We start from the raw sequence: 24,232 nt of genomic DNA on the forward strand, positions 1-24,232 counted from the left end.
ATAGAACTATCCCTCAATATTAAAATCCGTCCAGAGGGAGAGAACTTTACAGTAAATTCTGAATCGAGAATTCGGAAGCCCTCGACCTATCTCGTTATCAAGTCCTTTTCAGTGAGATTACCTTTCTGGAGTTTATAATCTTCTCTGGCCTTTTTAACCTCCTCAACAGAAAGGGGCGGCAGATCATTTGACCAAGATTGACGGACGTATGTAAGAACGTCAGCGATTTGCTGGTTCTTGATATCCACCAATGGGGGCATTACGCCGTTATAGGCCTTGCCGTTCACTTTAATCGGACCTTTCAAGCCATGAATAAGAATAGCTGCAGCATGCATCGGCTCCGCAATTAACCAATCCGACCCATCAAGTGGAGGAAAAACTCCTGCTACACCAGCACCTTCACTACCATGACAAGCTATACACATTTGGTTGTAAATAGCCACACCGCGAGCGTGGACAGCATCGTCAATTGTATACTTTCGGACTTCAGCCTCGGTATTAGGCACTACTGAGCTAAGTTTCTTGGTGATACTCACGGCTAATGGAGAGTCTATAGCAGCAAATTTCTTTTGTAATGCAGGCATGTCCTCGGGCTCTACAACACTAACAAAATAATCAATTAGAACAGAAGTAGTTGCATCATCGAAGCCATCGTGTTTTGAAGGTTTGGCCTGCACATGAAGTATTGCCTCTGCCTGACCTCGCAGGGCCACGAGATAAGCATCGCTCAGTCCAACATCCGAACTGGGCACGTTCAATCTCATCAGAGCACTGGCTACGCTTTCAGATGGGGCAACTTTAGAGAATGCCAGTAACAATTGTTGTAAAGCTCTTGGCTCAACTTCGGTGATGAAGCCATCTCTAATAAACGTGCTCTCTAGTAGACCCTTATCGGGAGCATGCTTAATAGCCGCTCGTCGGACACCAGCATCAGGGGACGCCATCGCCCGCTTGAGCGTTTCCACATCCAAATGGTTAAGCTCCTGCAGGGTATAGAGGTGAACCAAAGTAAAGGGCGTTGCCTTTTTTAAGCTAACGACAAGCTTGAGCATCTCATCATCGGTAGTTTTATTGTTCGAGTTTACGCTATCAAGAATCTTCTGTTGTGCTTTGATTTGCCAAAATTGAGACGGAGGTTTTTCTTTTGTCAGAATTTCAACCGCCTGAGCTAAACTCATTACTGAGTGAGCCTCCGCTTCCGAGCCTTTTGGAAAAACACGGTAAATCCGGCCATGCTGCTTGTCACGTAGAGGACACACATAGGCATTTCCTCTGCCTTTCTTTGCGTCATAGCCAGCGGAGTGTTTCGTAGGAACAGGGTTGTGTTGAACAATAATGTTATACCAGTCACAGATCCACAAAGCACCATCTGGTCCCACCTCGGCAGCCACCGGTGCCGACCACGCATCTGCCGAGTTATACATATTGTTGGGAAGCTGGGTAGCTTTGAACCCAGCCCCCCTAGGAGTGAACTGAAATTGGCCCACTAGCTTCCCTGTAGGAGCGCAGACAAAGGCAATTTTATTGGTATAGGTATCAGGAAATCTCCTCCCGGTATAAAAGGCATGTCCGGCAGCAGATGTATAGCCTCCGTGCACGTCCACCTGGCGGACATCGGTCGAGGAAGGAAAAAAGAGAGGGTTCGAATCCGCTCTGGGAGTGCGTGGCTGTTTGAGATCAAACTGCTTATAAATACTTCGAGGGAAAGTCATGTACATCGAAGGGTTGGCATTAGCAGTAGAAGCAAAAATATCAAAGTCCTCGGTCATACCCAGACCCCATGTGTTGTTCGTTGTATTCTGAAGAAACTCGAGCTCGCATAGATGTTGAAGAGTTCCATCCTTACCAAGTTCCTCTTTCGCTGGTTGTGGCTTAAGCCGGAAACGAAAAATCCCGGTGCGAAAGTCATGTTTTTTACCGCCAACGGTCCCCTTGAAACCAGAGTATCCGACCGTCGCATAAATCCACCCATCATACCCCCAGCGCATATTTGATGGCCCTGCATGAGTATCGCTCATAGAAAACCCCTTAAAGAGAACTTTTCTTACATCGGCGACATCATCACCATTGGAATCCTGAAGAAAAAGCAGTTCCGTGCCATTGGTGCAAATCACCCCCCCATAGGCATGAAGCACGGAAGTGGCCAGAGAGAGCTTGTCTGCAAAAACCAAAAACTTCTCGGCGATACCATCCCCGTCTGAATCTTCACATATCTTGATACGATCGTTACCAATATTGCCAGAACGATGATTATTCGGGTAATCGATACTTTCCACAACGTAGGCTCTTCCGCGGTCGTCCCAGTTGACCGCAATCGGATTAATAATATCCGGTTCGCTAGCAAAAAGAGATATCTCAAATGATGCAGGCACTTGTACGTGCTTGATTGACTCCTGAGGTGATAACGGTTCCTGATAGGATTCAATCGTTTTCTGCTTCAAATAGCCAGGTAACCTTGCCTGGGCAAATTTCAGCGGCTGAATATCAAGATTATTCAGACTAGCTCGGTTAGCATCCCCCACACACCAGAGAATAGCGCGCCGAATAATTTCATGAAAATCTGGATGATCCCACACCCGATGATCATGACCAGAGGCAGTATAAAACACCCGCCCCTTTCCTTGATTACGGATCCAGCTCCACGGTTCATCATCACGCTTTTGAAGGATGATACGATCCTCAGCATGACGATCGTGTGCATACGTCTCATCCCATGCATGCACACACTTACAGCCACGAGTGATCGGATGGCTCGTCTCTGTATTCTTGGGGCTAAATACGCCGGTCCCATGAGACATAAAACGGGCTCCCACAAGATTTACGAATGTATCAGACTTACCATAACAAGCGGACGCGCAATGAATCGGCAAAAAACCACCTCCCTCATTGACGTAGTCCAACAAAACCTTTTCCTGATCAGGTGGCATTGTTCCATTTTGCTCCCAGTTGCCATACATCAAGAGAGCATCATACTGTTTAAGCTTCTCAGCATCAAATGCCTCTTTAGGATTTTCGGTGTAACTAAAGTTAACGCCATGGGCACCTAGATGCTTCTTAATAACTCGATAGCGGGTTATCGGATCATGGGCTGCAGAATGAGATTTTGGGGCTCCCAAAAAAAGCACCGAAATACGTTTCTCTCCCTCGACAGGAGCTCTGGAAGTTTTTGCTCCAACATCTCCAACCCATAAACTGAGAACAATGAACGGCAAGGTTCGAATCATTTTGTTGATCATCCCCATAGAGTTGTAGAGGCATAAACGTTCAAAGTCCGGCGTGCGAGCTCTCGAAGGCAGTTCGGCTCAGCCGAGAATCCAGCCCCCATCACCCTAACCAGAAGCTAAAGTAAAGGTACATTCCTAGCACAATCGCAAGAACCAGTGCGGCAAGTAATTTATTGCCCAGATCCCAACTCGTATTCCATTCGTCGTCTTCATTTTTAATGGAATGATAAGTAATGCCTTTAATTTGTTCTTCACTAGGAGGCTCTGTTAACAAGGATGCCACCACAACCATAATCGCACTGAGGGCAAACAAAACACCTGTGGCGTAAAGAAAGCTAAAATCACCTATTTGGGACAACACAGGGATATCCATCTTGCCTGCGTCTGTGGCACTGAAAAAAGTCTGAGAAGTCAATTTTATCATCCCGAGAATAAAGCCGCCACCAAGCCCCCACACAGCACCCGCAGCATTGATTCGCGTCCAAAATAAGCCCAGCAAAAATACAGCCGTGATCGGTGGAGCTAGGTAGCCCTGCACACTCTGAAGATACTGGTATAAACCTCCTCCTGAAACCATTTTCATCACAGGAATCCATAATAAGCCAAGAATAACCACCGCGGCAGTAGCCATTCGCCCTACCGATACATAGTGCCCCTGACTCTTGCCTGGTCGCAGTTTTTCATAAATGTCCACAGTAAACAATGAAGCACTAGAATTGAACAGAGAAGCCAAAGAGCTCATCAACGCAGCGAGAAGGGTGGCGACAATTAAACCTCGTAGACCCGCAGGTAATAAAGTCTTAACCAAGGAAGGGAAAACCTGATCTCCATTCACTTGAAGTTGATAAACTTGACTAACTTGTCCATCCTCGCCCGTCACTTCTATTTTTTTCAGATTCCGTGGGATGAAAAATCCTCCCTGTGCGCCTTCAGAGGTAGGGGCATTGTGAGCCTTCAATCTAGCATTCGCATCGGTAATAATCTGCCGTTGTTCAGAAGATCCAATTTCTGTTGTGTAGGTTTTACTCGATAACTCTTCGGCAAGTCCTTTATTATACTGTTTATCCAAAACCGAACCAATCATGCCGGGGATAAGGAAAATAAGGACGGGTGTTGTTTTAAGAAGGCCTCCAAACAGAGCGCCTCGTCGAGCCGTCTTCAAATCCTTTGCAGCTAAAGTTCGCTGCACAATATACTGATCTGTGCACCAATACCAGATACCGATGATGGGAGAAGCAATCAAGACACCAAGCCATGGAAAGTCAGGATCGTCTAAGGGGCGCCACAGGGCGTATTGATCTGAGTTTGTTTGCAAGGTGGTCACCATTCCAGACCAGCCTCCGTCAATACGGCTAAGACCGTAGACCGTGATTAAGAAGGAACCGATCACCAACAGGATTGCTTGTGGTGCAGAGGTAAAGATGACTGCACGCATCCCACCAAACACAGTATAGAGACCTGTAAGGATTACCGTCAAAATAGCACCTACCCAGAAGGCATTGTCTCCCCATTGTTCGGGAGGCCCCCATTGAAAAGAGTCGGGTAACAATGTTTGAAATACTAACGCCCCGGCATACACAGTCACACTCACCTTGGTAAACACATAGGCGACCAATGAAACCATGGACAAGATCCAGCGGGCCTTTGAGTTAAAGCGCTTCTCAATAAACTCAGGAATCGTGTATACCCCAGACTTATAATAAAAGGGGACAAAGAAGTAGGCTAGTAATATCATACACCAGGCATGCAACTCCCAATGTGCCATCGCCATCCCTGTAGAAGCCCCCTGCCCTGCGAGGCCCACAATATGTTCAGAGCCTATGTTTGATGTAAAAATCGATGCCCCAATGGCAAAAAAACCAACATTCCTACCTGCTAGAAAATAATCTTTCGTTGTATCCTGACCTTGACCCGATCTCCATGCGATATATCCAATGATGCAGAAGTATACGAGAATTACTAACCAATCTGTCGTTTCCATGATATGTTATTGTCTGTTGTTGATTTATTAATTGTTGAGAAATAATGAACTATTTTTGCCCATAGTAAGCATGGCTCCCATGCTTTCTGAAAAAATGCTTATGCTGAAGGTGCTCTGGGACTGGGGCCACGATGCTGTTTAGAGCCAGAGTTTGAGCGGCCATGTCAGCAACCACCTCGAGAGCCAAGGCGGTCTCGAGAGCTTTCTCTGGCGTCGCCCCCCAGGCAAAGGGGCCATGATTTCTTACCAACACGGCGGGAACTTCGAGGGGATCCATCTCCAAAAAGCTCTCGGCAATCACTTTCCCTGTCTCCCACTCATACTGTCCTATAACTTCCTCAGGTGTCATCGAACGGGTCACTGGCACAGAACCGTTGAAATAATCGCTGTGCGTCGTCCCTAAACAAGGAACGCCCATGCCAGCTTGGGCAAAGCTCACCGCCTTTCTTGAATGAGTATGAACCACAGAGTGAACACCCTGCGCGCCCCATTGATTATATAAATAACAATGCGTAGGAGTGTCAGAAGAAGGTCGATGATCTCCATCCACCAACTCACCTGCCAAATTCATGACCACCATCGATTCGGGCGTCAGCTGATCATAATCAACGCCACTCGGCTTGATTGCGAAAACTTTTACATCTGGGCTGTAAATACTCACGTTTCCGAAAGTAATATCAACTAAGCCCATTTTCGACAAGCGCCGGTTAGCGTCGCAGCATGCGGTTCGTATTTCTTCAAAATTCATAACTCAGGAGGTCAACAGTGGTCTTCTACCAGTTTTGATTCCACTTCAACTCTTTCTTAAACTGACGTAGATTGGTGCCTTCATCAATCACAAGGCACTCCACCCCAGCGATGTCAGCAAACATCTCTACTTGCTCGATCGTCGTTGTATAACTAAATACCGTATGGTGTGCTCCTCCAGCAAGAAGCCAAGCTGTTGTCGCCGTTGGTAAATCAGGCATCGGCTCCCATAAGACACGAGCGACTGGCAAATGGGGCATATCATCATCTACCGTCTTCGCATGCACTTTGTTGACAATGATTCTAAACCGTGGCCCCATATCCACGAGGGACACGTTGACGGCTTCACCAGACTTACCATCAAAGACCAAACGCACAGGATCCTCTTTCCCGCCAATACCCAATGGATGAATTTCGCAAGATGGGCGAGCCTGAGCAAGTCCAGGACAAATTTCCAACATGTGGGATCCGAGACACCGCATTCCGGCAGGGTCAAGGTGATAGGTGTAATCCTCCATAAATGAGGTTCCACGATCCCCCTCTGCATTCATCACCTTCAAAATACGTAACAAAGCAGCATGCTTCCAATCACCTTCAGCTCCGAAGCCATAGCCATCGAGCATCATTCTCTGCACCGGTAACCCAGGCAATTGCTTCAGACCATGTAAATCCTCAAACGTACTCGTAAACGCCTTGTATCCCCCGGCGTCCATAAATCGACGCAGCCCAAGCTCAATTTTGGCAGAATCCTGTAAACTCACATGCATGTCTCCAGCACGCTTTAGCTTTGGATCCATAAAATACATCTGATTATACTCATCACATAGCTCCAATATATCGGCTGAATTCACTGATTTGATCGATTCAACCAAGTCTCCAATTCCATGTGTATTAACTGAAAAACCAAACACATTTTCCGCCTCTACCTTATCCCCTTCTGTCACCGCAACTTGCCTCATATTGTCACCAAATCTTACCACCTTAAGTGACTGACTTTCGGCCCAAGCACACACAACACCACCCCATGACGCCAGCTGTTTCACTACATTGGGGTCCTGCCAATGCCCGACAACAATCGCGCGCGCCTTCCCCAAACGAGCACAAATATGACCAAACTCGCGGTCACCATGGGCCGACTGATTGAGGTTCATATACTCCATGTCAATACTCTTCCATGGGATATCCCTATTAAACTGAGTGTTCAGATGGCAAAACGGTTTGTTTAGTAAATTTAAACCACCAATCCACATTTTGGCAGGTGAGAATGTATGCATCCAACAAATCAAGCCAACACATGCCTCACTTTGATTGGCCTCCTGACATAGCCGCTTGATTTCATCTGCGCTCTTCAAACAATTTTTAAAGACAACCTTCAGCGGAATACCAGGGTTATCGTTAAACGAATTAGCGATCTCTAAACTATTTGCATCAACCTGCTTTAAAACGTCATCTCCATACAGAGTCTGACTTCCTGTGATAAACCAAACTTCCTTTTGATTATTATATATTGTCATTATTTTATCGATTACTTTGAAATTTCTTCTTTGATGGTGATTAAATCTTTCATCACAGCATACAGGTCTCCTGCCCCTCCACGCTTACCAAATCCATCATGCAGATCTCGATAGATGCCAAATAGACGGGTGTAGGTTTCATGATTCTGTTGATCCGGCGTATAAGCTCGCTCGGTCACACGCGTCATCGCCTCCTGAGCGGTGGAAAAATCCGGGTAAACCCCAGCAATCACGGCGGCCCCCACAGCAGCTCCGAGAGCACACGTCTGTGAGGATTGGGAGACACATACTTCTCGCCCAGTTACATCTGCATAAATTTGCATCAACATGGCATTTTTTTCCGCAATGCCACCAGCGCAAACAATCCGTTCAACCTTCACACCATACTCCTCAATACGTTCTAGAATCATGCGCGCACCAAAGGCAGTGGCTTCGACCAGTGCACGATAAATTTCAGATCGGGTGGTATGCAAGGTTTGACCGATCAAAGCCCCCGTCAACCGCTGATCAACAAGTACCGTTCGGTTTCCGTTATTCCAATCCAATGCCATCAAGCCGCTCTCCCCTGGAGACATCGACTCTACATCCTCAGTCATCTCTCGGTGTAACGTGGCATCACCCTGACAAACGGTTTCTACCCACCACTTAAAAATATCTCCTACCGCACTCTGCCCGGCCTCGATCCCATAATATCCAGGTAATATCGATCCCAGCACCTTGCCGCAAATCCCTGGAATATCCTCCACCGCCTTATCCGCTTTCACAATGGCACAGTCACATGTGGAGGTTCCGATGACTTTCACCAAAGTCCCCTCTTGAATACCACATCCAACAGCACCAAAATGAACATCAAACAATCCCATCGAAATCGGGATACCCACATTGAGTCCTAACTTCTTCGCCCAAGCTGAACACAAATACCCCGCCGTTTGGCTAGCATCATAGGCTTTCTCATAGAGGCGATCTCTGAGCTCTGCCAATCGAGGGTCGAGCATTTCTAAAAATTCCTTATCCGGTAAGCCACCCCATTCATCGGAGTAAAGCGCCTTGTGACCCGCCGCGCAAACACTCCGTTTAACCAGCTTAGGATCCTCGATTCCCGCCAATACGCTGGGAACCCAATCGCAGAGCTCCACCCATGAATAAGCGCTGTCAAAAACACGTTGATCCACTTTCAGACAATGCCAAATCTTGCTCCACCACCATTCCGAGGAATACACATTTCCACACTTCGCCACAAAATGGGGTCGGTGCGTTCTCGCTAAATCGGTAATCGTAGCCGCCTCCTCATGGCTGGTATGATCTTTCCATAACCAACACTGAGCTGAAAGATTCCCCTCAAACTCAGAACTCATCCCAAGTGCCTGATTCAAAGAATTAACAGGCAAGGGGCTGGATCCTGTCGAATCGATACCAATTCCCACTACCTTTTCAGCTTGAAAATCTTTGCAGGCTTTAGACTCATTGAGAGCTAGCTTGATAGCTTTTTCAGCTCCTCTGAGATAATCTCCAGGATGCTGCCGCGCGAGGTAAACATCCGACTGATCAAGCAAAATCCCCTCATCACCACTCGGATAACCATAGACCCCCGTGCCAATTTCAACACCATCATCACAGCAAACGACAACGGCTCTGCAGGAGTTGGTTCCATAATCCAGACCTATCACAAACGACATGCTTGATTATATATAAAATTTAATTCAGCTATCACACCCTTTGCAAACTTGACAGTAAAGCTCCAGAGTTTACATTGCCCTTGCATCTAAAATTTAACGTCTCAGATTATCATTATGAAGGTCACCATGCAAACGATTGCCGACGACGTCGGTGTTTCACGTAATGCCGTTTCACTTGCGTTACGCAATCACCCTTCCATTTCAGAACAAACAAAAAAACTGATCGAAGCTTCGGCAAAAAAATTAGGCTACCACCGAAACCCTACCTATGGAGAACTCATGTCCCAGATGCGTATGCGAGGTCTAGGAAAAACAGCCGCTACGATCGCTCTGTTTAATGCCAATAAAAGTAATGATGCCTTCAAAAATCACCCAACCATCCCTGAATACGTCAAAGGATGTCAAAAACGATCAACACTCTTAGGTTACCCTCTGGACTATTTCTGGCTACACCAGCCTAACACTCCAAGCTCGCGTTGGATCGATATCCTGGAGGCCCGAGGCATCCGAGGCATCATTATCATTGGCTTAATGAAAAATAACCAATTGCCTAAAGAGCTTCTCCCAATATTTGAGCACTTTCCAACCATCGTCACAGGAGTCAGGACACGCACTCCATCGCTTCCGTTCACCTGCGTCGACCACCATATTCTGTCTCTTCGAGCGATCGAAAAAGCCATAAGCCTGGGCTACAAACGGCCCGGCCTGATCATCGACAGCACCATTGATGAGCTTGTCGATCATCGATTCAGCGCAGGCTACTTCACCGGGCAGCAGAAACTCCCAAAAACCAGGCAATTAAACCCCTTCTTTGAGGCGGACCAAGCCAACGAGGACATCTCATTGTTTAAAACATGGCTCAAAAAAGAAAAACCTGACGTCATCCTGACACTTTATGATTACGTTCAAGACTGGCTCACAAAGCTGGGGTATAAAATACCTAGCGATATCGGACTCATCCAACTCGAGAAACGTAAAAACAAACCCGACTGGGCCGGAATGAATCAACATAACGATATTACGGGAGAGGCCGCGATAGATATGGTGATCTCTAGAATTCATCATGGCGAACCAGGCATCCCCCAATTCCCTCAAGCCACACTAATTGGCCCAACCTGGGAAGACGGCAAAACAGTTCGTCGTCAATAGTTTTAGAAGCCTTTCAAGTCGAAAAAGCCAAATGACTCCTCTGCTACCTCAGGCTCTCCAATTTTATGAGGTTACTTTTGGTTGCCCTAAAACCAAGTGGTTTGAATTTTCAACGGAGCGCCAAGATCGAGCATCATGCTATTAGTGCTGCCAGCAGCCTCTTCAATCCACTGATTCCACGTTCCCAGATTTGAGTTGGTGGAATCAGGTGTTGCTAGGCCTTTCCATTGGATGATCAAGGGATCTTGACCAGATTGGATAAAGGCATCTGTGATGGCAAAGTATTCCGTTTCAAATTGGGCTTGAGTAAACCCCCATGCTGACAAATCGTTAATCCCTAAACCAATGAGGACAATATCGGGTTGGTAGGCTATTGCCGATGTGTAGCTAGCGGTGTCACTGTATTTGTTGCCGGCGAGAAGGAAACCTGCTCCCGCTACGCTATAGTTCTGAACCTCAAAATTGCTGGTGCCTAAAACTTTCTCGAGCTGAGCTAGGAAGCTATCGGCGCCTCCTGCGAGGCCGGTGCTTACTGTAATACTGTCGCCGATACAGGCCACGCGGATAGTGCGACCTGGAGCGACGATCCACTTATCCGTGCGAAATGAAGAAGATGACCAACCATCGGCATTGTATAGATCAACATCAATATTCATGTGCCAGGCATGGCGAACAGCGACTGGATTCAGAACAGAACCAGCAGTAACCTCAATCGTATTGCCAACAATCGTAGCTGTCGCGGCTACAAAGTTACGATCCTTACCCGCAATTTCAAAGTTCCTCAGCAAACCGCCGTCATTATCAGTTAGACCTCCACCGATGTGATCGAACTCAAGAGTGATTTTATTTCCCGAGACAGTATGACTTTTATAGGTAGGACCACCATAAGTGATGGCATCTCCATACTGTTTAGCGCGGGCAATCTTAGCTAAACGTCCACCAACAGGTTCTTTATTAGCAGGGTGCACATTCGAGCTACTACCGCCATACTCCATGATGGTGGCAATTTCAACGCAATCCATATCGTTAGCAACACGCTGTTGGGCCTCTCGATAATACGGCCACATAGTATGACCGCCACCACTGATCCGAGGAAGCTGAACCATGTGGAAAGGAAAGTTAGGTTTACCAAACTGAGTGCGCCAGTCGTTAATCAGCGTTTTCATAACCATGGTCTGGTAGTCAGACAAGCGGTTACCATTAATCTGGTATTTACCCTTGGTAAACTCTCCATTGGATTCACCTTGATACCAGATGGCCCCCTTAAAGGTGAAATCTATAAGGAAAGGCATCGAGGTGTAATAAAGAAATCCAGGAGCCAGTGGGTGTGGGTGAGGCTTGGAAGGATCCGTGTGGGTGTAGTTACCTCCGTTGACATCGTTGTTATAAACATTTTTGAAAAGGCGAGGACTGGTCCACTGACCGAGGTTACGGCAGAGATGAGGACGCTTAAAGGCCTCTTTCAGGTGTGGTTCATTTTGCAGAGCAGCAGGGCTAATATAAGCCTCTGTGCTGGTGCCTCCATAGGAAATATCAACAATCCCGATCGGAACATTGAGATCCACAGCAAGATTGTGAGCAAAGAAATATGCCACCGCCGATTGATTTTTGACACTTGTGGCATCCATCACTTGCCATGCCCCCCTGTAAAAATTTTCAGGAGTGAGAGAGGAAAAGGCTGTTGCATTATAAACTGTACCTCCTCCAACTCCGACCGATCCCTCCCAGTCACACATGCGGATGAGTGGATAAGTAGAGGCTTGGGCTGGAGTTGGGCTTTGCTCCACCCTCCAGTTCATATTTGACTGCCCTGCGGCAAGCCACACTTCGCCAATAAGTATATCAACGATGCTTACTTCAGAAGAACCCGTCACAACAAGATCCTGCCCAATGGCATTGGCCGTCATTGGGTCAAGGGTGATCATCCAGTTGCCATCCCCATCTGTGATGGTTTTCTTGACTTGCCCAGCAAATGAAACCGAGACCGCTTGTTTACCTGGGTTCACCGAGTCATGCCCGTAAATATTAACAGCTTCGCCACGTTGGAGCACCATGTGATTTGTGAACACACGGCCAAGTTTCGTGGTTGCTGGCGGGCTTGCTGTTGCATTAACTGTAATGTTATCCGCAGTAGCGCCTGTGCCCCAGCTGTAGTTAAAGCCATCTTGAATTCCTAGAGTCAAGATGGTCTGGCCTGCATAGGTCTGGGAACCGGAGATCGCGGTGCCATCGACGTAGCCGTGCGGTAAGTAGATGCGAGTACCTGCTCCTTCTAAAAGGAAACCAAAGCCACCACCTGTGGTGCTGCTAGCCGTGATTGTCCCAGCATGAGTAGAAAAGGTCCCCGCTGAGGCAGTGGCGCCAGAAAATCCTATAGTAGGTGCCTGTAAGCTTTGCAATCCATTAGAACCCCCAGCACCTAATAACCGATTAAAACTTGCGCGCAAGCCTCCAGCCCAGCCACCACCTGGAGTTAATGCTGTCGTGTTGAGTGAGCCAGACCAAGAAATGACGACATCAGAGCCGACCTCTTCGACATCGACGGTTACTGCTGCTTCGGAGACCAACGTTGTCACCACTAGGGCTAAAAGTGTGTTTTTAAATTTCATTGTTTGTTACTAATTATTCAATCAGACAATCGGTCTAATTAGGGTTACCATACCCCCCATTATGGGAGAAATAGAGACGACTTGATTCTTTGTGTATAGACTGTTCTTCCTTCAGCGATAAGCTAAAGCTTACTTTCAAAAAAAGGCCCACCCCGACAAAAAAGAGGCGGGCATTTCTGCCCACCTCCTTCTCTTGTTTATAAACACACAAAACAAATTTCTACTTCCTGCGGCGCAGGATAAGAGCCAGTCCAGCTAACCCAAGTAAAGCTGAACTGCTTGGCTCTGGCACTGCGTTAGGTCCTGCGTCGTAACTTGAAGTTACCTCAGCAGCAGTCAATACGGTGTCATAAATACGAAACTCATCGATTGAGCCGTCAAGATAAGGATCACTCCATTGAGCTTTACCCAAATAAGCGTTGGTTGTTCCAATACTGGCTAAAGTGTTAGTAACATCTGTCTTTTCAGAAACAAACGCTCCGTTCACATAATATTTAATGGTATTGGTAGCATCGTCAAATGTCATCGCCATATGGTAGCTTCCTGCTGCCAATTTTCCTGTCTCCTCTAAAGCCTGTTCTGTAGGATTATTTTTGAGACCTATCACTTGGTTAGGATTAGACGATCCTCCAGGTTCACCGACAGGTGAGTAAAACAGATAATCCGATGTATTATCACCGAAATCAAAGACCCTCTGCCAGCGTGTGAGATCATCATGTGTCCACCATGATTCGATAGTAAGAGTTGTAAACGTATCGATGGCAATCGTTGAGGCATCAAGGTTAACGTAATCATTGCTTCCGTCAAATAGCGCCTGTCCTCCGGAGACAGAGGCTCCGTTCACAAGAGTGCCATCAGCCCCTCCAATGGAATCACTGGCATCAGTGTCAAAGCTATATCTGTGCACCATGGCCGCATTCGCCATGGCTGCAAGCCCAAGACTTATTGTCATTGTTGTTAGTATCGTATTTTTCATCATTGTATTAATTCGATTTAGGGTTGGTTACCGCTGTTCAGGTTACTTTCTTGATGACAGAGAGGTTATCTGACGACCAATAAAGAGACATTAATGACCATTAATTTGTATTTCAATGAGATTGCACGAATCATCAACTTTACAATAAAGTTGCAGGTACACTCGAGTCAAATTACTAGTAAACCGGAACTTGTATGAACAACCGCTATTTAGCTGGTGAGGAGGTAGAGCTCGTTGACCAGCGCGCTCTACCACATATCGACAAAAAAGAGGCGAGCATTTCTGCCCGCCCCCCTCTCTTGCTTAAGAAATATACAAAATAAGCAAAATTTTATTTCCTGCGGCGAAGAATCAGAGCGAGTCCAGCCAATCCAATTAAAGCTGAGCTACTTGGCTCGGGCACGGCAGTCGAAACAATCTGCACACCACTCCAAGGACCGGCATCCCCACCTGCGGCGCCATTGATCGCGATCTCGCCACCAACAGAACTGATACCTGTAAACTTGACGAAATGCGTTCCTTCAACATAGGCTGCATTACTTGTCGCAGTAGCGAAGTTGCTGGTAAGAGATTCTGCAAGATCAGCGCCAGTTCCTGTTGTAATGGTGTAATCATTTGTGCCGTCATCCCAACGCCATGAGAAATAGACATAAACGTCGTGGGTGGCTGTATCGCTAAGTCCGCTAAAAGTCAGCGTCGAATTGTTGTTATTACTACCAAACCAACCTTGGTTCATGGCGTCTCTGCCAGTATCAGAGTAAGCGGCAAAATCTTTGTTAGTAGTTCCTGAAGTGGCCAATGCCACGGTGCCGGCGTTTCCATCCGAATCCGAGATAGCTAACCCTGACAGGTGTCCCGCAGCAGCTGGAGCTATGATGTTGTTCCATTCGTTAGCTCCAACAGATCCAGCTTGATAAACAGCTCCGTCAGCAACACTTACCGCACTGCCTCTTCCTGTGCCCCCTGTATTACCTGCGAAATTCACGTTGTATAAAGTAGCAGCCTGACTGGTGGCTACAGAGAAGGCGCCCACCGCAGTTAGGGTGAGAGCTAGAGTTCGATTGTTTGTATTTTTCATTGTCGTATTAACTTAAGGTTGGTTATCGCTATTCTAGTTGTTTTCTTGATTACTGAGAGATGGACTCATGAGCGATAAAGGGACATTAGTCACTACCTACTTGCCAATCCATGCAATAGTGTCGGCCATCAACTTTACAATAAAGCTATGGACAAAACTTAGTATGATTACCGACGCAGCGCGCTACCGCTACACACCGACAAAAAAAGAGGCAAGCATTTCTGCCTACCCCTTTCTCTTGCTTAAAAAATATACAAATAAGCAAAATTTTATTTCCTGCGGCGCAGGATGAGCGCGAGTGCACCGAGACCGAGAAGGGCTGATGAGCTTGGCTCGGGCACAACGTCAGCTCCTGCTGCAAAACTTGCAGCTACCTCCTGGGCGGAAAGAGCCGTGTTATAAATACGAAATTCATCAATGGAGCCGCTGAGATTATTGTCCCCCGGATAAGAGGCTTCACCCAAATAAGCATGGGCATCACTGACATCGCTTAAGTTAATCGTCGCTGCGGTGTTCTGACCAACTTGCACACCATCGATGAACAGTGTCATCGTGTCTGTCGCATTGTTAAATGTTAAAGCCATGTGGTAGGCACCATTGGCTAACTTTCCAGGTAAGTTAATAAAGTCTTCATTATTGAAACCCGGATCAGCATCGGAAATCGCAGCATATTGTGCTGCGTCACCACCTGGGTCCCCTACAGGCGAATAAAAGAGGTAGTTTCTGCCCATACCGGAACCGTTGGTATCACCAAAGTCAAAGACTCGCCCCCAATTGGCCTGTGAGTCATGTGACCACCAAGCTTCCATTGTTACTTCTGAAAAACCGCTAATCGCAATCGAGTTCGAATCAAGGGCCGCATAGCCAGCCCCGTCTAATTGTAGCGCGCCTCCTGAAACAGTCGCAGTACCGAGAAGTGCGCCATCAGCCGCTCCGATAGAATCACTGACATCGGTGTCGAAGCTATACCGGTGCACCAGTGCAGCATTTGACATCGCTGTAAGGCCGATACCAAGGGTCATTGTTGTTAATAGTGTATTTTTCATAGTTATACTTGAGTTGAGTTTAAGTTTGAGTTTGAGTTTAGCTACCGCTCTTCTTGATTTCAGAGTGAAGGTCTCAAAAGCGATAATGTAACGATAACCTCCATCAATTTACCAATCAATCAGATAGTGCAAGCCTATGACTTTACAGTAAAATCATTGGGAACCATTCGACTCAGACGGTTAAAGAGCCTCAACCAGTGTGAAAGCCCTAGGATGCAAGCCGTCGTTTAACCCCCAAGTCAATACGCCCAATAGGACACACCGACAAAAAAAGAGGCAAGCATTTCTGCCTCCCCCTTTCTCTTGCTTAAAAAATATACAAAACAAGCAAATTTTTATTTCCTGCGGCGAAGAATCAGAGCGAGTCCAGCCAATCCAAGCAGAGCGGCACTGCTTGGCTCAGGAACAGACTGGACAATCTGAATGCCCGAGATGCCACCCCAACTATTAATGTCAACCGTGGCGGTCTGCGTAGCTCCACTGAGTCCGGAAAAGACAGCATAGTTGGCGGCATCTGCCGTAGTGGTGCCTGAGTCCGCAGCAGCAAAGACGGCATTCGAACCACTGACTGAACTCGGGCCGATGGTATTGAAGGAATAGGTCGTGCCTCCTACAGTGATGGTGCCGACCCGCCCCGCTACGTCAGAACCGAAGTAAACGTAGATGTCGTAGGAGCCGTATGCAATATCGGAAAGAGTTACCGTAGAGGTGTTGCCTGATCCAACATTGAGATAACTGTTGAGCATGTTCCGATTCCAAGAACCGTCGGTATCCACTCCTGGCTCGGCGCCAATATCCCAGATGTTGCCGGCAGTATAGGTAAAGGCGACGTCGATGGTTGTGGCAATACCCGAATCGTCTTGTAGGTTTTCGAGTGACTCGACGTTGGAGTTAGACCAATTATCAGCTAAATGGACTCCCGCAAGGCCTTGCACGGTCGTAGTGTCGACCACATTCCAGCTGACTGTAGCAGCCTGCACGGAGACCGCCATCGCGGCAAGCCCAAGGCTTACTGTCATTGTTGATAATATTATATTTTTCATGGTATTTTTTTAATTTAGGTTATGACTGTTCCAGACGCCATTTTTGTTAGGTTGAGAATATCTCACAAGTCTTCTAGAAACTAGATATAGTTTTCAACATCCACCCCACCCCTTTCAATAAAATCATACCGGCTATTAAGTTTACAATAAAGTTCACGAGACAACTCGGATCAGACTGTTGAAATCGAGGTCTTTCTTCTTAAAAACCAAATTCATGTGCTGGCTCCGCTTTTCCATGTTGATGCCAGAATCAGAATAATAGGGGAAATCACACCAAATCGCGAAAGGAAGAGCATTTTCATCACCTGACGGCTTAATGACTTAGCGTGAAACACGCTACAGTATCACCCCAGAGGCTATGATGCGAATCGTCGTTTACCCCCAAGTCAGTGCACCCTAGCTCACACAGACAAAAAGAGGCAAACATTTCTGCCAACCTCTTTCTCTTGCTTAAAAAATATACAAAACAAGCAAAAATTTATTTCTTGGGGTGAAGGATCAGCGTTATGCCCCCTAATCCAAGCAAAGTCACACTCGTTGGTTTAGGCACAACGTCATGTGCAACGTCAGGCCCTTGAGTAAAACTTAAAGCAACCTCGGCTCCTGAAAGAGCCGTGTCATAAATGCGAAACTCTTCAATCGAGCCTCCAAGGTAGGGATCTTTTTCCCATTGAGCTTTCCCCAAATAAGCCTTCGTTGCTCCAATGGATGCCAAGGTGTTCGTCACTGAGGTATTTTTTGCCACTTCCACTCCGTCCACATACAGCGTGACAGTATCAGTAGCGTCGTCAAAGGTCATCGCCATATGGTACCTTCCTGCGGGCAATTTGCCTGAATTCGTCGTCAACTGCTCTACAGCACCATTTTTGAGACCTGCGGTTTGATGATGCATATTATCAGGTTCTCCGACCGGTGAGTAAAACAGATAATCTGACGTATCGTCACCGAAATCAAAGACCCTCTGCCATTTGGTGAGGTCATTGTGTAACCACCATGCCTCCAACGTCACTGAGGAGAAAGCATTCATGCCTATAGATTTAGCATCAAGGCTAACGTAGTCGTCGATTCCGTCCAGCTTTACAGCCCCTCCTGAGATCGATGCTCCATCAACAAGAATGCCATCAGCACCACCTATCGAATCACGGGCATCGGTATCGAAACTATACCGGTGCACTAAATCAGCTGTCGACATCGTAGTAAGTCCGATGCTGATTGCCATGGTCGATAGTTCCGTTTTTTTCATAATTGCGATTGGTTGATATTGGGCGCTGAGCTCTGTATCGCTCCCTCTCGACTCCCTGAATTCAATAAAGAGATTTCTAACGAGCGATAAATTGACCCTAATCCTCTATAAATTTTCACTCAATGAGATTGCATACACGATCAACTTTACAGTCAACCTTTGACACCAATTTATGGATGAGTGTTAGCGAGTAACTTCCACTCCCAAACTCCCTGATGCCCGGCTTGAATAGAAAGCCTCCAGTAACGGGCTCGAACATCAAAATCATCCGTTTGAGGTGATTTTATTTGACGTTCTTTTGGTTGAGTAATTGTTTTCCAAGACTTTCCATCCATGGATACCTCCAATCGATAGGCATGCCCTAGCGTTGGCCGATAGAGAGAAAGTTCACTTCGTTGAACCGTATAAGGTTTCCCAAGATCCACCATCAGCCATGAGGCTTTGTCTTGTTCTTCTGGCTGCCATCGAGTGAAATTTGATTGGTCAACAGCACACGTGGGCAGGTGATCTTGTTTGCGTATCAGGCGTTTGCGATCCCTTCGCCCATAAACTGACACAGGAGCGCGAGAGCTCGATGCGGAGACAATCACCTCCTTCTTAGTAGCCAAGTTAATGCCTGTAACTGTTTCGTGTTTAGCATTGGCATTGATAAGTGGTTGAATGCCTGTGGTCGTCAACTTGACTGGCTGAATGGTGCCATCTTCATTAAATTTAAGTTGGTCAATGGAAATCTGGCGGGTGACCCCACCTCTCCCATACTCCAAATAAACAAAGTAGTAATTTTCACTATCAGATGGAGAAAAAACGGTGCCATGTCCAGGGCCATGAATACCGGACACCGCATTGCTTTTAGCAATCACATCGACCACAGGTGTTTCAAACGGTCCCAGTGGAGATGTTCTACTCATACAGTAAGCGTAGTGATAAGACTCATGGGCACCAAGAGTGTATAAGTAGTAATAAATCCCCTTACGCTTGAACATAATCGGTCCTTCGCTGTATCCTTTGCGTTGAGTCGGAATCGAAATGGGATCTCCTGATACAGCGGTAAAATCATCATTCATTCGCCATACTTTGCGATGGTTACTAAAGAGGTAGCCTTTGCCGTCATCGTCCACATACACCTCCGCGTCGATCGTATTCAATAGCGGGGTTTTATCGGTTCCGGCAATCAAACGAAAGGGGCCTTCGGGAGAACTCGCTGCCGCAACACGAATCTTTTTATCAATTGTCGGGTAGAGCAAATATGTATCATCTCGTTTGATAATTCGGCTTGGAGCCCAATAGAGCTTGTCGTTTGTTTCCGGCATTGCGTGCCCTTGAAAAGACCAATTCACCAAATCTGTTGATTTCCAAACAACCGCGGGACCGTTTTGCCAATGGCCCAAGCTTGGGCGTGGGCAGTCGTCCGTGGTCGCGGTCAGATAATATACTCCATCAAACTCCGATATGGAAGGATCTGCGGCACAGTCCGGGATGACGGGGTTCACACTGGGGGTTGGCCAATTAAGGGCTGGTTGTTTTTTCTCGCCGAGGTACTCCACGTGAATGTCATCGTACCAGGCTGTGCCTGTCGAGGTCCCCCATCCACCCAATAAGGCATTAATGGTAATTTCACTCTCATCATTTGTCTCAAAATCAACCTGGACTTTTTTCCATTTAGTGGTGGCTGTCACCGCAGTCGTTTTAACGTGACTGAGGTTATGAATATTCAACAGTGCACCATGGCCACTTCCAGGAACGACATTTTGTGTCTGAATCCACCCTGATAATCGGTAGCGACTTTGCGGGCTGACCGCTACTTGTGTTGACCATGCAGCATCAGCACCAGAAGCCGATTTGATAAGAACACAACCTGAGTCACTACGTCCCTGGTTTAAGGCAAATTTTTGCTCAGATTTTCCACGCCAAGTCACCGGACTCCAGTCTCGAGGATTTCCTTTAGTCGTTATTTCAAACGAGCCGTTTTGCAAAGGCTCCTTAACTGGAGGGGGCCCTTTATATTCCTGGAGATCATTGAAATGTTTTTCACTGATGGTAAAGATTGTGCCGTGGCGCAGTCCCTTAGGGTATCGAATCTCACTAGATATATCTTCCCAATTTTTAAAGTCTTTTGTTTTTAGCGCTCCGTAACGGTGCTTCCGATAAACATCATAATAAACATACCAGTAATCACCTACTTTGGTACATGTTGGCCCCTCCACCCATAGCCCCTTGGGCGAAAACGGCTTTGCCCCTTTACTCCAAGGACCCGTCACTTTGTCACTGACTGCAATCCGGAGGTTTTTCTCAGCAGGATTTCCAGACTCGTTTTTGAAAATCATCACGTAATGGTCCCCATTATGAATGATCGTTGAATCGATGACACTAAAACCAGGCTCGTAAAACACCTGACTTTTTGTGTAGGTCTTAAAGTCTTTGGTCGTGGTGTAATACATGCGGTGATTCCCCCCTCCCGCTCTTTTTAGAGTCTCAGTGAATTTACCGGGGATACTTGTCGCCCAATAGATCACGTACTGCTGATCATCGGGATCCCATGTGATCTCCGGAGCCCAGCAATTTTTTGCTTTCGGCTCATGCTCCATCACACCGATTACTTTTTGCTCACTCCACGTGATCAGATCTTTAGAATGAGCAATACCAATTGTCTTGTCCCACCATCCGGTAGTCCACACCATATGAAATAGGCCATCAGGCCCTTGAATGATACAAGGGTCCCTCATCAATTTTCCACCTACTTGTGGTTTCAGAAACGACCGGTCTCCCATCAACGCTTTCCATTCGAGTCCATCGCGACTGTATGCCAAGTGCAGCCCATCTTGGCCATTCCCACGAAATGAAGCAAACACATGGACCCGCTCTTTAGACGCCCCAATAGCTACCATTTGAAAAACAAGCGTCATCATCACCATCAAACTCAAGATCTCTTTTCTTCTCATGCGGTTTATCATTTTTACTATTTACGAGTCCTCAGCCAAGCTGATTTTTTATACCTCTAATCATTGCTGATTAGCACATGTTTTCAGACATTGAAGACTTTACAGTCAAGTGGCAAGGCGTGATAAGGCGAAGCTCCTTCGCCGTGTTAAAGAGAGGGATTATTCTGAACTGATGATCAGCCTAGGCGGATTAGCACGGGCTGTTTGGTTACCTGCGAATGTATGCACTAGGCCCTCCACTGTGGTTTCAGTGAAGGTAGCGGTACCGACGGAGAACTCAATTACGAGCTTGATACGAGGATTCGGGAAAAAGACATCGTTGATCGTATCCTAGTCAAAGTTCGTTGGGCGAAGTAAATGTACGGGGCTATCAACCTAGTTTGATTATTTTTATCACAGCCCCCCTTTTTTCATCAGACTCGACGATGTAGATGGGGAGCCCTGGTCGATTCCAGCTGAGTATCAACAGCGTTAAATTTAAGGCCAGACTCGACACTGATGACGGATGGTCATGGCAAAAGTGAGCCGCAGTGGATCTTGCTAAATCACCGCTGACACGATGTTACTACCTTTACTTGTGTGGCTTTGGTAATTTTTCAATGACAAGGACATCGATCTCTTGCGTTTTTTCGCTGATGTTTAGTTGATCTTGATCAACGATGAGTTTGCGCAAATTAGTGATGTAGCCTTTTTTAGGTAGGCCGCTCAGGTAAATATCAGTGAGCTTGGATTGATCAATAACTGGGGTGTTTTCGTAATTTTCTAAGAGAGGAACGATTCGTTTCATCTCCATACGGCGCGCATTTTTGGTGGTATTTTGCCCCCCTTTACCCCCCGCTTTGACAACTAAAGTTTTCAGTGGTCGTTTTGTAAGCTCGATGCTGAAACCAAGTTGAGTCATCAGGTCATCGGCCAATTGGGGAAGCTCATCCTGTTCTTTAACGTTGATGATGAGATCAAATTTGTGTCCTTCGAGGAGTTCTCTACCGATGATACGTGTGCGTTGGATTTGGAGAAGAATTCGGTAAAGCATCTCAGCGTTGATATTAATTAGAGTAAGCTGAGTACCATCACGGCTTCTGTTGAATGACATTTTGGCCTGCGGATAGGCTGTCTCGCGTAAAATATTCAGACCTGTTCTTTTTGTAGTTGGGTCTGTTCCTGGCGTAATTTTGATAGCTTCTGTCAAAACCTCAGGAAGTGCTTTTCCTGCGATGAGAGCATCGATAACCGCTGGAGTCAGCTCACTGGGACGGGTGATTGCCGCAATCTTCCCCTCGGGACTAATCAGCACGGTTTGAGGTAGGCTTTTAAATCCGAAAGCCTTGCGTAAAGCATCGTCGGTATCAAAACCAAGCCAAGTATGGAGTGGCTTTTTTTTAAGCACGTTATGAGCGACTTCAGGTGTTTCGTGGGTGACAGAAATAAATACGACATTTTTATCCTGATACTTCTTGTTGAGGTGGTTAAGATGAGGGAAAGAGGCTATACACGGACCGCACCACGTAGCCCAAAACTCGAGTACCACGGCTTTACCTTTAAGTGATGCTATCTCTGCTTTTTGTCCATCTGGAATTTGTGCAGTGTGCTCGAAATTGAGAGCCGGAGCATCATCACCAACTTGAAGCTGGGCAAAACATGATGAGATCGTAGCTAAGCCTATCCATAAACTAAGTAAAAAATATTTCATATGTCATTACATTTGGTTAAGCTCTCCAGTAGGGCAAGTTCAAAATAGGTATGGGATCATACCCACCCTCGCAAATCTGTCAGAACAACCTCAAGGGCTTGCTCCTAGCGCCTCAGTCCGCGATTATCATTGGTCGATCTTGATTCGCTTAAAAACGATATCGGCATTCACCGGTGTGGTTTTAGATTTCAATCTCGCCCGTTCTGCTAGAATGCCTATATCTCCATTTTTTAGCACGACGAGAGAACTATAACCAAAATGGTCGTCGCCGCTTAGTTTGGCTACTTCCTTCCAGCTTTTCCCTTCATCATGACTGCGGTAAAGACGTCCTTGGGTTCGGCTTCGTGTCAATGGAGTCGCCATGTAGAGGAACTTTCCATCATTCACTAAATCAACCTCGCAGCGCCAATGATGTGGCGCGGGGAATGGGAGAGCTTCGCTCCAACGTTGAGATTTGCGCTCATAGGTCATATTGATGCGTTGAGGTGATATGCGAGTAGAGACAAAATATTTGCCTCCTGAGATGGCAACTACCGCTGTTTCATTGCCCTTCACCGGCATTGATGGAGAAACTTCAAAACCTTTAAGATCTTTTGTCCAGATGAGTCGGGCGAAGCTACTACCATCAGATTTTTGGCTACCTGTAATAGCGAACATCAGTGAACCGTCTTGATCAATTTGTAGTGATGTAGGCGATGGCCAATAGCCTTTCGCATCCGGCACATTAATAGCAGCCTGCACAGGCTTAGACCAGGTTTTGAGATCGGCAGAGGTCACAAACCAAACTCTGGATTTAGTCAGATAGATCGCCACAAACTTCTTGATCGCTGGATACCAGACAACTTGCGTCTCCTGAGTTCTTTCGGTCATAGGAAAATCTGTCGCCGGCCTCGCAACCATATTTTCGTAGTCAGTATTGAACGTGATTTTATTCCAAGTTTTCCCCTCATCTTCGGAAACTGCAAAAAAGCTAGTGCTCTTACTGTGATCACCGCTTCTACTACAACGGCAGACAATCGTAGCCACGAGTCGACCGTCGGGAAGCTTTGTGAGGTCTGGAATGCGGTATTGCTTAACACCATACGCGTCCTTTTCCTCGATGAAGAGATCATCGACGTATTTTACGATGCCGCTTCTGAAAACAAGCGTCTCGTCTTCTTGATATTGAGGATAGACGGGTTGGTAGTCATCGGCTGCAGAGTGGGTCGTTGTCAATGATACCCCCAGCGCTGTTATGGCAAATAGTCGTTGAATTCGTTTTTTCATAGAAAAAATGAGATGAATAAGCTCAATGGCTCACAAAGCTTTGCCGAGAAG

General features: G+C 46.7%; 15 protein-coding genes. 1 reads left to right on the top strand and 14 read right to left on the bottom strand.

All coding sequences use genetic code 11. From position 1 onward, the window contains the following. Positions 1 to 86: 86 nt before the first annotated feature. The 5 genes from HW115_RS08325 to HW115_RS08350 all read right to left on the bottom strand — a co-directional run bounded on the left by HW115_RS08325 (position 87) and on the right by HW115_RS08350 (position 9,142). Positions 87 to 3,224: a PVC-type heme-binding CxxCH protein gene (locus HW115_RS08325; protein WP_227021379.1), complete on the bottom strand. Its 3,138-nt coding sequence runs from the start codon at positions 3,222 to 3,224 to the stop codon at positions 87 to 89. 100 nt (positions 3,225 to 3,324) lie between these two features. Beyond that, complete coding sequence (locus tag HW115_RS19760) at positions 3,325 to 5,205, bottom strand: sodium:solute symporter (protein WP_227021380.1); 1,881 nt, start codon at positions 5,203 to 5,205, stop codon at positions 3,325 to 3,327. A gap of 49 nt (positions 5,206 to 5,254) precedes the next feature. Next, positions 5,255 to 5,953: an L-ribulose-5-phosphate 4-epimerase AraD gene (gene araD / locus HW115_RS08340; protein WP_178932165.1), complete on the bottom strand. Its 699-nt coding sequence runs from the start codon at positions 5,951 to 5,953 to the stop codon at positions 5,255 to 5,257. Positions 5,954 to 5,978: 25 nt separating this feature from the next. Beyond that, on the bottom strand, positions 5,979 to 7,466 hold the full coding sequence (araA, locus tag HW115_RS08345; protein WP_178932166.1) for an L-arabinose isomerase: 1,488 nt from the start codon (positions 7,464 to 7,466) through the stop codon (positions 5,979 to 5,981). Positions 7,467 to 7,477: 11 nt separating this feature from the next. Beyond that, complete coding sequence (locus HW115_RS08350) at positions 7,478 to 9,142, bottom strand: ribulokinase (RefSeq protein WP_178932167.1); 1,665 nt, start codon at positions 9,140 to 9,142, stop codon at positions 7,478 to 7,480. 114 nt (positions 9,143 to 9,256) lie between these two features. On the opposite strand from HW115_RS08350, the gene HW115_RS08355 reads away from it, so the two are divergent. Next, complete coding sequence (locus tag HW115_RS08355) at positions 9,257 to 10,291, top strand: LacI family DNA-binding transcriptional regulator (protein WP_227021381.1); 1,035 nt, start codon at positions 9,257 to 9,259, stop codon at positions 10,289 to 10,291. Between the two features lie 86 nt (positions 10,292 to 10,377). On the opposite strand, the gene HW115_RS08360 is transcribed toward HW115_RS08355, so the two are convergent. The 9 genes from HW115_RS08360 to HW115_RS08400 all read right to left on the bottom strand — a co-directional run bounded on the left by HW115_RS08360 (position 10,378) and on the right by HW115_RS08400 (position 24,181). Next, the gene (locus HW115_RS08360; RefSeq protein WP_178932168.1) at positions 10,378 to 12,900 is read right to left on the bottom strand and encodes a GDSL-type esterase/lipase family protein; all 2,523 of its coding nucleotides are present in this window, start codon (positions 12,898 to 12,900) and stop codon (positions 10,378 to 10,380) included. Between the two features lie 220 nt (positions 12,901 to 13,120). Further along, entirely contained in the window at positions 13,121 to 13,879 is a 759-nt protein-coding gene (locus HW115_RS08365) for a LamG domain-containing protein (RefSeq protein WP_178932169.1), read from the bottom strand. A gap of 328 nt (positions 13,880 to 14,207) precedes the next feature. After that, on the bottom strand, positions 14,208 to 14,954 hold the full coding sequence (locus HW115_RS08370) for a PEP-CTERM sorting domain-containing protein (RefSeq protein ID WP_178932170.1): 747 nt from the start codon (positions 14,952 to 14,954) through the stop codon (positions 14,208 to 14,210). Positions 14,955 to 15,223: 269 nt separating this feature from the next. After that, positions 15,224 to 16,000 (bottom strand): LamG domain-containing protein, encoded by a 777-nt coding sequence (locus HW115_RS08375; protein ID WP_178932171.1) that lies wholly within the window; start codon positions 15,998 to 16,000, stop codon positions 15,224 to 15,226. Between the two features lie 335 nt (positions 16,001 to 16,335). Next, on the bottom strand, positions 16,336 to 17,043 hold the full coding sequence (locus HW115_RS08380) for a PEP-CTERM sorting domain-containing protein (RefSeq protein ID WP_178932172.1): 708 nt from the start codon (positions 17,041 to 17,043) through the stop codon (positions 16,336 to 16,338). A gap of 478 nt (positions 17,044 to 17,521) precedes the next feature. Then, positions 17,522 to 18,286: a LamG domain-containing protein gene (locus HW115_RS08385; protein ID WP_178932173.1), complete on the bottom strand. Its 765-nt coding sequence runs from the start codon at positions 18,284 to 18,286 to the stop codon at positions 17,522 to 17,524. Between the two features lie 170 nt (positions 18,287 to 18,456). Beyond that, the gene (locus HW115_RS08390; RefSeq protein ID WP_178932174.1) at positions 18,457 to 21,225 is read right to left on the bottom strand and encodes a family 43 glycosylhydrolase; all 2,769 of its coding nucleotides are present in this window, start codon (positions 21,223 to 21,225) and stop codon (positions 18,457 to 18,459) included. 571 nt (positions 21,226 to 21,796) lie between these two features. After that, entirely contained in the window at positions 21,797 to 22,915 is a 1,119-nt protein-coding gene (locus HW115_RS08395; protein ID WP_178932175.1) for a redoxin family protein, read from the bottom strand. A 126-nt stretch (positions 22,916 to 23,041) separates the two neighbouring features. Next, positions 23,042 to 24,181, bottom strand: a complete 1,140-nt coding sequence (locus tag HW115_RS08400) for a sialidase family protein (RefSeq protein ID WP_178932176.1) — start codon at positions 24,179 to 24,181, stop codon at positions 23,042 to 23,044. Between the last annotated feature and the right edge of the window lie 51 nt (positions 24,182 to 24,232).

Source organism: Oceaniferula marina, from assembly GCF_013391475.1.
GTDB classification, from domain to species: domain Bacteria; phylum Verrucomicrobiota; class Verrucomicrobiia; order Verrucomicrobiales; family Akkermansiaceae; genus Oceaniferula; species Oceaniferula marina.